The sequence below is a fragment of the Tenacibaculum sp. E3R01 genome (genome assembly GCF_003318185.1).
Lineage (GTDB): Bacteria > Bacteroidota > Bacteroidia > Flavobacteriales > Flavobacteriaceae > Polaribacter > Polaribacter halocynthiae.
In genome coordinates this window covers 191,710-207,031 of sequence record NZ_QOCC01000025.1, presented here as the reverse complement: position 1 = coordinate 207,031, position 15,322 = coordinate 191,710, and the positions used below count along the sequence as shown (strand labels likewise).

Here is a 15,322-nt window from a genome sequence, read left to right as displayed (position 1 = left end):
CTATGAGAAAAACTTGGATCGCATTTATAAGTGTTGTAACCCTTTCGTTTATAGCGTTAATTTGGGTAGGAACTGAAGTATATCAAACACAACCGCCTATTCCAGAAAAGGTTGTTATAAAAAGTTCTGGAGAAATTATTTACACAAAAGAAGACATTCAAACAGGGCAAAATGTTTGGGAATCTATTGGAGGAATGGAAGTTGGTTCTATCTGGGGACATGGTAGTTATGTAGCTCCTGACTGGACAGCAGATTGGATACATAAAGAAGCTATATATTTACTAAATCATTGGTCAAAGACAGAATTTCAAGTACCATATGACAGCTTGAATGTAGAAAGAAAAGCAGCTATTAAAGCACGTTTAATCAATGATATTAAAACCAATACATTTAATGCTAGTACTAATATAATTACAATATCAAAAGAAAGATTAGCAGCTATTAAATCTAATGTAAAACATTATAGATCTATTTTTTCTGATGGTAAAGAAGAATATGCTATACCTAAAGGAGCCTTAACTGACTCTGTTAAACTAGAACAATTAAATGCTTTTCTATTTTGGACTTCTTGGGCGGCGAGTACTAATAGACCTAATAAAGATTATACATATACCTCTAATTGGCCTCACGAACCTTTAATAGACAATGTCATTACAAAAGATTCAGTTATATGGTCAGGGTTATCAATTGTATTGTTACTTCTTTTTATAGGAATCTTAACTTTTTATTATTTAAGAAATCATGAAAAAGGTGATGTAATAACTAAACCGAATACTGATCCTTTGACAGGAATGAAATTAGTGCGCTCTCAAAAAGCAATTTTAAAGTATTTTATTGTTATTTCACTATTAATAGGCTTGCAAGTTGTTTTAGGTATCATAACCGTTCATTACACAGTTGAAGGCCAAGCCTTTTTTGGAATTGATTTGGCTAGTTTTTTACCATATTCAATTACAAGAACTTGGCATACCCAATTAGCTGTATTTTGGATAGCTGCAACTTGGCTATCTACAGGTTTATTCTTAGCTCCCATGATTTCTGGCAAAGAATTTAAGTATCAGGTTTTTGGAATAAACTTTTTATTTGTTGCGCTATTAATTATTGTTTTGGGATCTATGTTAGGAGAATGGTTAGGGGTTCATCAATTTTTAGATTTAACAACTAATTTTTTCTTTGGTCATCAAGGTTATGAATACATGGACTTAGGTAGATTTTGGCAACTATTTTTAGGCATAGGTTTAATACTATGGGTGTTTATGGTTGGAAGACATATTGTTTATGCTATTCGTAAAAATGATGCTTCTAAACAATTACTTACAATTTTATTAATATCAGTAGTTGCAATTGGGATGTTCTTTTTCTCAGGACTAATGTATGGAGAAAATAGTAGTTTACCTGTTATTAACTATTGGAGATGGTGGCTAGTTCATTTATGGGTTGAAGGTTTTTTCGAAGTTTTTGCAACAGTTGTTATTGCTTTTATTTTTTCAAAAATGGAAATAATTTCTGCTAGAACAGCTGGAAGAGTTTCTATTGCTTCTGCAACCATATTTTTATCCGGAGGTATAATAGGAACCTTACATCATTTATATTATTCAGGAACTCCAGTTCAAGCAATTGCTTTAGGAGCAACATTTAGTGCTTTAGAAGTTGTTCCACTAACCCTTATGGGTTTTGAAATAAAAGAGAGTTGGACACTTTTAAAAAGTAAGCCATGGATGCAAAAATATAAATGGCCTATCTTCTTTTTTATAGCTGTATCATTTTGGAACTTTATAGGTGCTGGTGTGTTTGGATTTCTTATTAATCCTCCAATCGCATTGTACTATATTCAAGGATTAAATACAACTGCTGTTCATGCACATACTGCTTTATTTGGTGTTTATGGAATGTTAGGTATGGGGTTCATTATAATTTGCTTACGATTTTATTCTAATAGAACTTGGGAAAGTAAAAAATTAAAAAGAGCTTTTTGGTTTTTAAATATTGGCTTAATTGCTATGGTTCTATTTAGTTTACTGCCTATTGGTATAATTCAAGCTTATACATCAATTACTCAAGGTTATTCATTTGCAAGAGATGCTGAATTATTATACTCTCCTGTTGTTCAAACTTTAAAATGGTTACGCATGATAGGTGATATTATTTTCTCTATTGGTATATATTACTTCTGTTGGTTTACCATCTCAGAAACTATATATAATTATAAAAGGAAAAAGATAAACTAATTTTTAAAGTAATACCATTACTCTTTGTTAAGAATAATAGCATTGAGTAATGGTTTTAAACTAGAAATTGAAAAGAAAATTTAAATAATAGAATATGGAAATAAATAAACAATTACAAAACGAAATAATAAAAAAAATTAAAGAAGTTTTTGATCCTGAAATACCTGTAGGTGTTTATGAATTAGGATTAATATATGATGTTATTATTCATGAAAATAATAGTGTACATGTTTCAATGACATTAACATCACCATCTTGCCCTGTTGCTGAAACATTACCACACCAAGTAAAAAGAAAAATAGAAGAATTAAAATTGATTAATAAAGTGGAAGTTGAATTAACTTGGCAACCAAATTGGAATAGATCAATGATTAGTGAAGAAGCTAAATTAACTTTAGGAATTCTTTAAAATATAAATACTTATGTCAACATTTAGATGTAATAAATTTATTATTTTTTGCTTTCTAATAGTATTTCAAGATTTATTTCACTGTTTATTTCACACTTGAAATTTAAAATTTCACTTTTATATGATTCTGCTATTACTTGAATAGTATACTCCCCTACTTCTAAATTTACCAATTTAAATATTCCCTTTTTATTACTTAATTGGGCAATATCATTTGATGGAAATTTCACATTATTTAATAGAATTACTGCTTCATATATAGGGCTATTTGATATTTTATCTACAATTGTTCCTGTAACTTTATTCATAATTAAAATAAGGCTATCTAAAAAGATTTTTATATTCGATTAACACCCTTTTAGACAGCCTCCTTATTAGTTTAATACTATTTTATTTATACTTATTTTTCCAATTTTTAAGATTCTTATAAACAGCTGAAGTTATTCTTGTAGCCGAATTTCCTAGTGAAGATCCATTCGTATGAATTCCAACTACATATCTTTTACCATTTTTATATTTCCATACTGGAGAGCCACTTTGTCCACCTGCAGAATCAATATTATACACTAAAGTTCTAGGTGTAACTAATTTAATTCTTCTACAATGCCACCATTGTGTTCCTGCTGGTTTATCTCCAGGATATCCTGATAAGTTTACTTTTAAACCAAGTAAACTGAAAAAGTTATAATTTGCATAGCCAAAATAACCAACTTTGTTTCCAAACTTACAGTTTTTTGGTAAAATAATAGCTCCATAGTCATTACTTCTTTTTTTGCTTTTTGTCCATCCTTTTACTGAGTGGAAATGACTTGTTTTGCATGACCCAAAAGGTTTACTTGCTCCATTACGTCCAGGTATTACTTCTATACTTTTTGCCCATCCACCATGTTTATGCATATAAACAACATGTCCAGCAGTAATTACAGTTCTTGGTCCTATTAAAAAACCAGTACCTATCCAACTAGTTCCATCTTTAGCTTTAATTTTTAAAGAACAAATAGCTCTCCACGGGTATTTTGTAGTTCCATTTATTTTTTTACGATCATCTTTACCAATAACAACTTCTTGAACCATTTTTTGCCCACTTTCAGTTCTCATTAACTCAGCTAAATCTGCATCACCATAACTACCATAATAAGCATTTAATCCCTCCCCTTCTATGCTCTGAGGTGTATTTTCTTCAGAATCTACAACAGAATAATCATAGCCCTCTATTTTTTCTAAAGTATCGTCTTCAGTATTTTCAATAACATTTTCATTCAATTCTGAATTACCTCCTAAAAAAGGTTCTTCACTATCGGTATCCTCACCAAGTATAGTTTTATTTTCATTACTTACTTCATGGTAATCATCTATAGCAGCAGCTTCATTATTGTTTTCATCAAATTCTGTAAATTCATTTTCTGAATTTACTTCTACTCCTTCAAAAGATTCTTCAGATAACCCTTCATTAATTATTCCTTCTTTTGTCTTTTCTAAAGTTTTCATTTTTAAATAATTTAAGTTTAATAATTGTATTACAAATTGCAAAATGTTACAACAAAATTATAAAACAATAAAACTTAAAACACAAGGTTATCCACTGATAACCAATAACTAAAACCTCCTTTATTTTAAAGAAAATCACTTATACAAAAAATAATATTAGAAATTATTTTTTAAAATTTCAGAACCAAGTTGAATAACTCCACTTATTAAAAAATCTAAATCTTCTTTTTTAGTTTTATGATTTACGATACAAACCCTAATACAATACTTATCATTAAGTATTGTAGAGGATGGAGAAGCTATTCCTTTTTCTTGCAATTGAATGATGATCTCTTCATTTAATTTATTGATTTTCTCCATACTTAATTTTTTATTAAAATACCTGAAACAAACAATACTCATTGTTACAGGAGCTAATATTTCTAATTCATTACTTTTAAGTATTTTGCTTTCAAGGTATTTTGCCTGTTCATTATTTTTTGAAATTAATTGAGCATGTTTTTTAATTCCGGTTTCCTTTAAACTCATCCAAACTTTTAATGCCTTAAAGCTTCTCGATAATTCGAAACCATAGTTATTAATGGCATCTAAACCTCCAGCTAATCCTCTTCCAGTTTGTAATAAATAGTTTGGTGTTATAGCAAAAGTACTTCTATGATTATCAGCATCTTTTACCAATAAGCATCCTAATTCATAAGGAACATGAAGCCATTTGTGTAAATCAAAAGCAACACTATCTGCTAATTCGATATATTTAAGTTTTTGTGCTATATTGGAGTCTAATTTAGCTAAGGCTCCATAAGCTCCATCAATATGAAGCCATAAATTATATTTTTTGCAAATGTTATAAATATCTTCTAAAGGGTCAATTGCACCCGTATTCACTGTACCTGTAGTTGCAACAATACAAAACGGTTGTAGCCCTTCTTTTATATCTAAAAGTAACTGTTCTAAAAGTTTATCGCAATCCATTTCATACTCTGAATTTGTTTTAATCTTCCTAACAAATTTATTCCCTATTCCTATTATTTCTGCTGCTTTAGTAATACAGCTATGTGTTTCTTCAGAACAATACACTACTAATTTTTTGCTATTCTTTTGAATACCGTGTTCACGAATTAAATTTGAATGAGCATTCCTTGCAACAGTTAATCCAGTAATGTTTGCCATAGATCCTCCACTTAATAATATTCCAGAACTAGAATTAGGGTAATTAAGCATTTGCTTACACCATTTTACTACCTGCTCATCAACATACATTGCTGCATGCTCACCAATAGTTACATTTGGATTCATAACAGCAGCTAACATCTCACTATAAGCCCCCATAAGGGTTCCTGAACCTTGAACCCAAGCAAAGAATCTCGGGTGAATATTTCCTTTATGATATGGTAATATATACCGTTTAAAATCTTGATACACCTTTTTAGAATTCTGAGGTTCCACAGGTAAATCTTCTTTAAAATATGCTTTAGTATCTTTTGGAATTTCTTTCCAACTTGGTTCAAGATGAATATTCTTTAAAAAAGAAATCATATCATCAATCATTTGATGACCAAGTTCTCTCATTTCTTCCCAATTCTCAGGATCTAACCCATTAATATCTTCTAAATTATTATTTGATTTCATATGGCTAATTTAATAAGAGGTGAAATTTATAACAATCTGAAAATTGCTGTTGTTGATAAATCATTTTTTATAGAAAACTAATTTAATGGTTTACAAGAAAAGATTTATTATTAATTTTTATTTATCTGACGAATCTATTGATCTGCAAAAATTAAAAGTCTATTTTCTCTAATATAATTATATTGCTCAGAAGTTAAATAAATTACTACAGCTCCATCACCAAATAGTCTGTAAAATTTCCCACTTAAGTTATGCTTTTTAGCAATATCATTTAAATACTTAAAAAACTCAGTATCTATCCAATCACGATTAATTTTAAATTCTTTTTTATATTTTTTATTATTAAAAATAAAGTTTAAAATTACATTTTCATTATTCAAATTAAAGTTATCACTAACTTTTATTGGATTAAATTCTTTATGTGAAATTTTTGAATATTCATACAGTAATTCTTCATAAGGATTATTTAAATTACTTAACTCAGTATCAAAAGATAAAACAACTTCAGAAAATGAAGAAAGAATTTCATTTAAATCATTTATCTTTTTCTCATTTATAATATCAATACTTTTTAATACTTCGTTTTTATCTAAATGATTAAATAATCCAAGTGTTCGAAACTGAGATATTACATCATTTATTTTGGTTGTTGTAATAGAGGTATCAAAGTTTTCATAGCTTAAATTCCAATAGCTCTTTAAATCTCTAAATATTTTTGACTGATCTTCTCTCAAAGCTATAATACCAAAATTCTGATTTTCAAAATTTTGTTTATTAATAAATTTGTATTTAACTAAATGTAACTGATAATTTGATTTTAAATCATTTAATATTTTATTAAAAACTTGATAATATTTTTCCTTATCTATTTTAATGAAAAAGTTATCGTTTAAATCAGTATTATTATGTAAAAAAAAACTTTTTTGTTTATATGTTTTATTATTTGATTTTATTGAAACTACTAACTTATGTGAAGTATAATCTATTGATGATTCTAATGAATCTATTTTAATTTCAAATTTAAAATTTGTAAAACTTAATTCAGGTAAGATTTTAGAGGTTAATTCATGTATTTCCTTTAAATAAACAATTGGTTCGTTTGAATATTTTGATAAATCGAAAAATTTTGCATTTTTACAGTAGTTAATAAATTCTAGAGGTGATTTTAATTTATTTTCACTAATATCCAAACGTAACTGATTATTTTTTTCTTTACTAATAATTCCATTTTTAAATAGTTTAACTCTAAAATTATTTTGCCTTGTGGTGCTCATCCACTCATCAAAACTTATTTGATTGATTAAATTAAGTAAAAGGTTAAATAGATTGTTGTACTCGTTATTTTTTATTTTGTTAATATTCAGTTGATATAATTTATCATTAATTAATGAGCCTTTTTGTAATTTTGTTAAGTATTTAAATAGTAACTTATTTATTTCTTTTTGTTCATTCTTTTTTAACTTTTCATCAAAGTCAAACACTGTATCAACGCTAGAATATTTATAGCCTGTTACTTTCTCAAATTCTTCTTGAAATACAAAATAAAGGAGTTGTCCTTTTGAAACTTTACCAATGAAAGAAATTTTTTTGTTGATTTTTTGGCCCTGATAAAAATTTAGTAAATTTAAATCTATTAACTTTTGAACTTCTAAATTAATATTTTGACTAATAGCTGAATTAACAACTAATAAGCTTATTATAAACAATATAAAACAAATTCTTTTTTTCATTTCTACAAACAATTTTTTAAAATGTAAGGTTATTAGGTTGATAATAATTTACATTTTTTTAATATAATCAATCTTAAAAACTGAAACTCCACCTCCACAATTAGCAGAAATAAATGGACCATTTAATCCAATGTCATTAATTTGATAGATTAGTTGATTATCAACAAAAAAAGAAATTTTAGAATTTTGGCAAATAATTATTATGTCTCTTTTTTTATTTAATTTTATAGGAAACTTATATGTTTGTTTTATAACTTCTCTATTTGGAGGAGGACTTGAATGAATACCTATTTCACCATCTTCCCTAACAAAACATAAATACCCAGAGTCTTTTCCATGTTTACCTTTTAAATTATCAGCTTTAATAAAAAAACCTGCCCAAGCAGAAGAGTTATTTCGGTATGTTTTTTCAAACTTAATAGATGCTTTTAATTCAAAATCTCTTACATCTTTTGAAATAATCGCTTTTGATTTGTATTCATTTCCCTTTGTATCAATTATAAGTATATTACCTTTATATTGTGGTAACAAAACATTTTTACATGATATAATTACTAAAGGAAGAACTAGAATAAATAGAAATATTCTTAAATTTTTCATAACTAAAATTATCATCTTTTTTATAGGTTGATAAAAGTACACTATTTTAAATTTAGTTAAGATAGGCTCAATAATAAATATATACGATAATATTTAAAACATATATAGGGACAAAATTTAAATCACAAAAAATTATGAATGCTAAAATATCTAAGATAAGTCCTGAAGATTATAATTTTATAATAAATGAATTAAATAATTGGTGGGGAGGTCGAAAGATGACAGATATGTTGCCTCGGCTATTTTTTAAATATTTTACTAATACAAGTTTCATTGTAAAAGATCAAAATCAAATATTAGGATTCATTATTGGTTTTATATCTCAAGATAATCCAAAATTAGGTTATGTACATTTTATTGGGGTAAATCCAGAATTTAGGAAACTCAATTTAGGGAAAAAACTATATGCTCACTTTTTTAAAGAGGCTAAATGTTTAAAATTAAAAGAAATAGAATGTGTAACCTCCATTAAAAACAAACTCTCTATTAATTTTCATAAAAGTTTAGGTTTTTCAATTCAAAAAGGAAATAAAGAAATAGATGGGATTTCATATTTTGAAAATTATGATGGAATAAATGAACATAGAGTTTTATTTAAATATGAATTATAAACTATTTATAACACAAGATTTTGGTTAAGTACCACCTCAAAAATCAGATAATTTTCTATTATCTTGCATTGTGCTTTTACTTATTATTAAAACCAATTTAAAATCTTAAAAAATGAAGGTTACAACTGAAAAAAATGAAAAAGTTGCAAATATGATTTTTGCTTCTATTTACCCTCTTTATTGGAACAGATTAGAAAAGAATGGTAGAACAAAAAAAGAATTTCATCAAGTAATAGAATGGTTTACTGGTTTTGATGAAAATAAATTGCAGGCACTTATTAAAGAGAAAGCAACATTTAAAACATTTTTTGAAAAAGCAGAAATACATTCAAATGCATACATGATTAAAGGAGTAGTTTGTGGTTATCGAATTGAAGAAATAGATGATAAATTTAAAGTGTATAAACAATGTAGGCGTATGGAAAAACTTATAGATGAGTTAGCAAAAGGCCGTAAAATGGAAAAAATACTCCGTAAAGAGAAAAATTAAGAACTAATGTTAATACTAAGGTCTTAACTAGTACTGATTATTAATAATTAATATATACCTAAAAAATGAAAACCATTGAATTAACAATGGTTTTTTTGGATCAATATTATATTTTTTTAATCATATTTATTTTTGCTATACTCACTTTCTACTAATTGTTCAAGTTTATCAAAATCATAATTAAGTGTGTTTGCTGTAATTGAAAGAGGCGTACCATACATTTTCATATTTGCTCTCATTAGTTTTGACTTTAAATTACTTGTAGCCTTTTTTATATATTTTTCAGGATCATTCACATTAATCATAATAAACCTTGTTGACATCCCTACTACTTCTGTTTTAATTTCTGTGATATCGTTCCATTCAATTAACCCAATACTTGAAGCGTTAGAATTATCTGTTATTCCTTTTTCATCAATTATTAAGCCTGCTCTATTATCAGATATTTTTCTAATTCCATAAATTCCTGTTATTCCAAAAAATAGAATACTTAATATTCCAATGCTTTTTATTAAATTAAGATTATCTAAAAAATTTATTGATATGTTTTGAAATTGATTAGGACTTGTAATTAACCAAATTCCAGCAATTACAAAAAGTAAAGAGCCAAAAACTATTAGATATAATTTATTTTTACTTAGTGGTATTTCAATTTGTTTAGTCATTTTATTTGATTTTAAAGTTGTTAATAGTGTAAATTGTTAAAAACGTTTTATAATTATATTTTCTAATTAGTTTTTATTAAGAATCAGAATACTCAAGTATGTCGGCAGGTTGGCAATCTAATGCTTTACATATTGCTTCTAAAGTGGAAAACCTTATTGCTTTTGCTTTTCCAGACTTTAAAATTGAAAGGTTTGCTGTAGTTATACCAATTATTTCAGAGAGTTCTTTACTTTTCATTTTTCTTTTAGCAAGCATAACGTCAAGATTTATTATAATAGGCATAGTTATATAGTTAATTCATTTTCACTTTTAAGATTTTTTGCTATTAATAGCATTTCACTCTGAATTAATAGAAACATTCCAATAATCATCAAAAACAGAGGGGCAACAAGAAATAGGTAACCTATTAAATCTATACTCAGCAGTAATTTAGCATATAATGAACTATCGAAAACTATAAACATGATAAGAAATAAAGCAAGTATTCCAGTAATTAAAAAATGTTTACCTGATTTTTTTAAGTTACTAGTAATTTCTTCAGAAAAAGGCTTTCTAGATAACAAAAATTTTGCTGATATTCTTAAATAATTTATCCCTCTTAAAAATATAATATAAGTTGATACACTTATAATAAACACTATCCAAAAGAATAATGTTACATCTTTATAATTTACATCCGTAGAATTATTAAAAGGCAGTATTGAAATTATATTCAAGAACCCTACGAAATGAAGGATATATAAAAAGTTAATTGCAAATAGAAATATTTTTCTCATATGATTAATTATTTCTACAAACATACATAAAATTATCGTAAAACGATAATAAATAGTTTTTTAACAATATTTTGTTATTGTTTTATGAATATTAATTAATTTACTTTAAAGAAGATATTCAACTAATTAGTAATTATAATGAACTTAATCTTCAATAAAAAAGAGGTGAATTAAAATTAACTTAATTCACCTCTTTTCATTTATTGATTAATATACTATAGTTTCATAATGTTATCTATTAAATTTTCATCATTTCTTGTACCAAATGGGTCAATACTGATATATTTAGGTTCTTCATTAACTATTAATGTAACCTCTGAAGTTTCTTTATTAATCATGAATGATTGATAATATAATATTTGATCATTACTTTTTACTTTAGAAGGGTGTGAATTAAATACCCCTATTTTTATTGGCTCATTAATAGATGTTTCTTTAATTTCTCCTGAATTCAAAGTATTAAATCGTTTTGCTTTTAATGTAACAGTTACTTTAAACTTTCCATTTTTTAATTGTTTAAACTCTCCTCTATCTATTGCTAAATCATACGTAATTACTCTTTTAAACCAATCATCAATTAATTCATGATATTTTAAAGGAGTTACATCATACAAAGCCTCTAAAAACTCAATAGAATTTACTTCTAAAGTTTTACTATTTCTATATTTCTTTGTTAAACTCTTTAATACTATATTTAATTCTTTCTCACCTATTAAATCTCTTACAGCTAATAAAACGGTTAATGCTTTTCCATAAGAAATATATCCTTGTCCTAATACTTTATAAACTGGAGGCTCTTGTTCACCAGCAAAAGCTCTACCATAAAAATATCTTCTTCTAGTGTTATCACTTAATTCGTATAAAGCTCTTTTTCCATACATTTTTTCCATAACTACAGCCTCAGTATACTTTGCAAAGCCTTCAACAAAAATAGCCCCTCCTGCAACTGGTTTTGCTGATAATGTATGTCCCCACCATTGATGTCCTACTTCATGAATTGTTCTTTTTGCTACTAAATTGAATATTGAGGAATCACTTACATTTGATAAATACAATCGGTCTTCTACCATACTTATAACTCCTGGGTGTGCAAAACCTCCAAATGACCAATGTGAAGGTATTTCAGCTATTCTTAGGTGATTGAAATTATACTTACCAAAGTTAGCTTGACAATAATCTAAAGTTTGTTTTGCGCTTTCTTCTATTTCTTCAATATTGAAAGAGTGGTTTTCATCATAGTATTGCTCAATTAAAACCCCATTATGATTAACTTTTTTAGTTTTATATACTCCTGAAAAATAAGCTATCATAGGTATAATCTTATTTTTAGACTTGTAATGATAATAATTCCTATCATTTTCAACCCATTCATTTATTAAACTACCCGAACTTAAAGCTTTTTGATTTTTATTTGTTGATACAATGGTTTCAAAATGTATTTTTTCATTATTAAAATCATCTAATTCAATATGAGAATCTGATATTTCTACTTCTTTTCTTTTTGGTAAATTTCTTTTTTCTCGTTCTACTCTGTTAGTTATTTCTAAACTATTGCTATACCCAAGAATAGGTTCAAATGTTCTGTGTGTTATATATGTTCCGCTTTTAACAATCGTTTTATTGTTTTCGTATTTTTTAACTTTATAAGCCAACTCATAATTAAATAATAATGAGTCATTTGGTTGAATATCCTCGTTTAATTTGAATATGTATATACCAAATTCATTATTTTTTTTAATAAGCGTTCCTTTTTCTAAAGAAATAGACTTTAACGGAACTCTTTCTGTTATAAAAACTTCTGATATTGGTTTTGAACTACCATTTTTCAAAATATAATTTGCTTTTACAGTATAGCGTCTATCTGAAGGAAAAATAGCTACTTCTGTTTTTCTAGATATTGGAAAAAGTCTTTCTAAATTTTCATATTTTTTAAACTTTTTCTCATATTGTTCTCTAAAATCTAATTGATTATTGAAAGTTTCATAGGTATCAATCACATTCATATTATAAAATATTATTGACCCAAAACTAATAAATAGTACTACTAAAAATGAAATTGATACTTTTTGAATTTTAGTCAACTCATAGCGTAGCTTTTTTAGTTTAAATAAAAAATCTGATACTACTCCTCTATTCCACATTTTAAATGATAAAGTCATTAAAAAAAGACCAAAAACTAACCAATACAATGCTAAATGGTTAAATAAACTTGAGCCTCCATAAAAACCATTTATATTTGAATATGCAACTCGTGGCATAAAACCAATACTTGTTAACGGGTGCTCTAGTCCTATTAAACTAGATTTTAAACTTAATATTACAATTAAACTAAAAATTCCCATTCCAGCATATTTACTTTTAGCAATACTATTCACAAAAATTGCTATCATTGAGAAAACCATTAATTGTAAACCATAATGGTAATACAATGAGGCATACAAACTAAACTCAAAGTTTGTATAACTTAAACTTACTTGAAAAATAATACACATTAAAATTCCTGTAGTTATTAAAATAATTGGTAATAATACTACTACAAAAAATTTGGATAAAAAGAATGTGCTATTTTTTGTTGGAACCGCATCTATAATTAAATTAAAATTTAAGCTACGCTCTCTCCATACAATTTCTGCACTATAGAATATAATTAATAGTAAACTAAAAATTGTTAGAGGGTCAACTATTAAAGCTATTAATTGATTCGTAAAAGGATACGAACTAACTCCATATTCACCTCCTTCTATTACTGTTGCATATAATTCTGAAAACACAATAAACAACCACATTATAAGAACTGCAATAAAAGGTAAACTCTTAAAAACACTTACTAATTCTAATTTTATTAAAGATATAAATGTTTTTATTTTTGTTTTAAAATTATGGATTTGCTCTAATGGTTTATAATCTATTAAAGTTGTATTTCCTGTATTAAATCTCCTTTTTTTCTTTATTTTTTTTGTTATTTTCCTAAAAGAAAATAATTTATAAGTACTTAATAAAACTCCAAAGGAAACAAGAAGCCAAGTTAATCTATTCATAAAAAAGTAACCTGAAAATGATAATAATTGCGTGTTTTTTTGAAATGGAGTCCAATATTGTGTTTGTTCAAAAAATGCTGCAATCCCAAACAAATCTGCAACAGCAGCTATAGCCATACTTTCTGGTGATGCAGGAACAGATTGTGCAAGAAGTGGAGAATTTAAAAAGATTGAACAAACGAAATACAGCATGTATAAAAATACAGCACTAATATAAGTTGCTATACTACTTTTGGTTAATGTGCTTACAGAAAAAACAACCGTTGTACAAATAAAGATATTAGGAACAACAATATATAGCCAAGGCTGTAAATATGTTAATAGTTTAAAATCACCTAAACGTTCTGGATCTAAATTTGAAAAATAATTCCCACCAATATAACCTACTATAAAAGGCGAAAAAGCTAGTGTACTAAAAATAAATGTACCTAAAAATCTACTCCAAAAATAGTGTGATTTTTTAATTGAAGAACTGTAAATTAAATTCTCCATATTATGTTGTTTATCTCTAAGCATTGCGCTAACAGCGAAAAACATAATAATAAATACACTTCCTAATGTAAAAAGACTTGTATGAAAATAAACTTGATATACTGAATTAAAATGAACTCCCTTAGGAGCAAATCCTTGCTTACCTACAAAATAACCTAGCGCTAAAAATAAAATAACAAATATTGGAAATGCACGTTGTTTTAATTGATAATAAACCTCAAAATTTAATAACTGTTTAAACATAATTTATGCTTTTTTAATTGATTATTAAAAAGTGTTGCAAAGTAAAAATCTTCTAAATTTGGAGTAATTAACTCAAAACCTATTTCCGGTTTAGTCTCTGATAAAACCCTTACTTGTGTATCACCAGAAACTAATTTTGTTGAAATAACATCAAAAGCTTTTTTATACGATTCAATATCTTCTTTGCGTATAATTTTACTCCATATTTTGTTTTTAATACTCTCTACCAATGTTTTTGGATTTCCTTCTGATATAATTTGACCATTTGAGAGAATAGCCATTTTTGGGCATAAATTTTTTACATCTTCAACGATATGTGTTGATAAAATTACAATAACGTTCTCCCCTATTTCACTTAATAAATTTAAAAAACGATTGCTTTCCTCTGGATCCAAACCAGCTGTTGGTTCATCTACAATAATTATTTGAGGATTTCCTAATAATGCTTGGGCAATACCAAAACGCTGACGCATACCTCCTGAAAATGTATGCACTGCTTTTTTTCTATGTTGATATAAATTAACTTGTTGTAGTAATGCTGTTACTTGTTCTTTACGCTCTTTTTTATTAATAATCCCCTTTAAAACTGCTAAATGATTTAATAGTTTTTCTGCAGATATTTTTGGATATACGCCAAATTCTTGTGGTAAATACCCTAAGCAATTTCTAATCTTTTCTGGAGTTTCTACTATATTTGAGTCATTAAATGTAATAGTTCCTGAAGTAGGTTCTTGTAAAGAAGCAATAGTTCTCATTAAAGATGATTTTCCAGCCCCATTAGCTCCTAATAAGCCAAACATTCCGTTAGTAATTTCTATATTAATATCCTTTAATGCTTTTACTCCGTTTGAATATGTTTTAGTTAAGTTTTCTATTTTTAGTGTATTCATAATGATCCTTTTTAATTACATTACAAATGTGT

Annotated in this window: 14 protein-coding genes; 4 read left to right on the top strand and 10 right to left on the bottom strand. The window is 26.6% G+C overall.

Going from position 1 to position 15,322, the window contains the following annotated elements; translation table 11 throughout:
- Positions 1 to 2: 2 nt before the first annotated feature.
- Together DS884_RS13565 and DS884_RS13560 are read left to right on the top strand one after the other, a co-directional pair.
- Positions 3 to 2,228: a nitric-oxide reductase large subunit gene (locus tag DS884_RS13565; protein WP_113787113.1), complete on the top strand. Its 2,226-nt coding sequence runs from the start codon at positions 3 to 5 to the stop codon at positions 2,226 to 2,228.
- Positions 2,229 to 2,322: 94 nt separating this feature from the next.
- Complete coding sequence (locus DS884_RS13560) at positions 2,323 to 2,637, top strand: iron-sulfur cluster assembly protein (protein ID WP_113787112.1); 315 nt, start codon at positions 2,323 to 2,325, stop codon at positions 2,635 to 2,637.
- Between the two features lie 41 nt (positions 2,638 to 2,678).
- Here the strand turns inward: DS884_RS13560 and DS884_RS13555 are convergent, their stop codons facing one another.
- The 5 genes from DS884_RS13555 to DS884_RS13535 form a co-directional block, all read right to left on the bottom strand.
- Positions 2,679 to 2,945, bottom strand: coding sequence for a carboxypeptidase-like regulatory domain-containing protein (locus tag DS884_RS13555; RefSeq protein ID WP_093871154.1), 267 nt, complete (start codon positions 2,943 to 2,945; stop codon positions 2,679 to 2,681).
- Between the two features lie 82 nt (positions 2,946 to 3,027).
- Entirely contained in the window at positions 3,028 to 4,125 is a 1,098-nt protein-coding gene (locus DS884_RS18585; protein WP_199488216.1) for a trypsin-like serine peptidase, read from the bottom strand.
- A 156-nt stretch (positions 4,126 to 4,281) separates the two neighbouring features.
- Positions 4,282 to 5,754, bottom strand: a complete 1,473-nt coding sequence (locus tag DS884_RS13545) for a pyridoxal phosphate-dependent decarboxylase family protein (RefSeq protein WP_113787111.1) — start codon at positions 5,752 to 5,754, stop codon at positions 4,282 to 4,284.
- Between the two features lie 134 nt (positions 5,755 to 5,888).
- Entirely contained in the window at positions 5,889 to 7,484 is a 1,596-nt protein-coding gene (locus DS884_RS13540; protein ID WP_113787110.1) for a hypothetical protein, read from the bottom strand.
- Positions 7,485 to 7,532: 48 nt separating this feature from the next.
- Entirely contained in the window at positions 7,533 to 8,084 is a 552-nt protein-coding gene (locus tag DS884_RS13535; protein WP_147239411.1) for a hypothetical protein, read from the bottom strand.
- 134 nt (positions 8,085 to 8,218) lie between these two features.
- On the opposite strand from DS884_RS13535, the gene DS884_RS13530 reads away from it, so the two are divergent.
- On the top strand, positions 8,219 to 8,695 hold the full coding sequence (locus DS884_RS13530) for a GNAT family N-acetyltransferase (protein WP_093871150.1): 477 nt from the start codon (positions 8,219 to 8,221) through the stop codon (positions 8,693 to 8,695).
- 112 nt (positions 8,696 to 8,807) lie between these two features.
- Complete coding sequence (locus tag DS884_RS13525; RefSeq protein ID WP_113787108.1) at positions 8,808 to 9,185, top strand: DUF2200 domain-containing protein; 378 nt, start codon at positions 8,808 to 8,810, stop codon at positions 9,183 to 9,185.
- A gap of 116 nt (positions 9,186 to 9,301) precedes the next feature.
- On the opposite strand, the gene DS884_RS13520 is transcribed toward DS884_RS13525, so the two are convergent.
- The 5 genes from DS884_RS13520 to DS884_RS13500 all read right to left on the bottom strand — a co-directional run bounded on the left by DS884_RS13520 (position 9,302) and on the right by DS884_RS13500 (position 15,290).
- The gene (locus DS884_RS13520) at positions 9,302 to 9,850 is read right to left on the bottom strand and encodes an STM3941 family protein (RefSeq protein WP_113787107.1); all 549 of its coding nucleotides are present in this window, start codon (positions 9,848 to 9,850) and stop codon (positions 9,302 to 9,304) included.
- Positions 9,851 to 9,926: 76 nt separating this feature from the next.
- Positions 9,927 to 10,133 carry a helix-turn-helix domain-containing protein gene (locus DS884_RS13515; RefSeq protein WP_113787106.1) on the bottom strand — a complete coding sequence of 69 codons (207 nt, stop codon included), beginning with the start codon at positions 10,131 to 10,133 and terminating at the stop codon, positions 9,927 to 9,929.
- 2 nt (positions 10,134 to 10,135) lie between these two features.
- The gene (locus tag DS884_RS13510) at positions 10,136 to 10,627 is read right to left on the bottom strand and encodes a DUF2975 domain-containing protein (protein ID WP_158530845.1); all 492 of its coding nucleotides are present in this window, start codon (positions 10,625 to 10,627) and stop codon (positions 10,136 to 10,138) included.
- A 215-nt stretch (positions 10,628 to 10,842) separates the two neighbouring features.
- Positions 10,843 to 14,400: an ABC transporter permease/M1 family aminopeptidase gene (locus DS884_RS13505; protein ID WP_113787104.1), complete on the bottom strand. Its 3,558-nt coding sequence runs from the start codon at positions 14,398 to 14,400 to the stop codon at positions 10,843 to 10,845.
- Positions 14,382 to 15,290, bottom strand: a complete 909-nt coding sequence (locus DS884_RS13500) for an ABC transporter ATP-binding protein (protein ID WP_113787103.1) — start codon at positions 15,288 to 15,290, stop codon at positions 14,382 to 14,384. The genes DS884_RS13505 and DS884_RS13500 overlap by 19 nt, the downstream gene beginning before the upstream one ends.
- Positions 15,291 to 15,322: the final 32 nt, after the last annotated feature.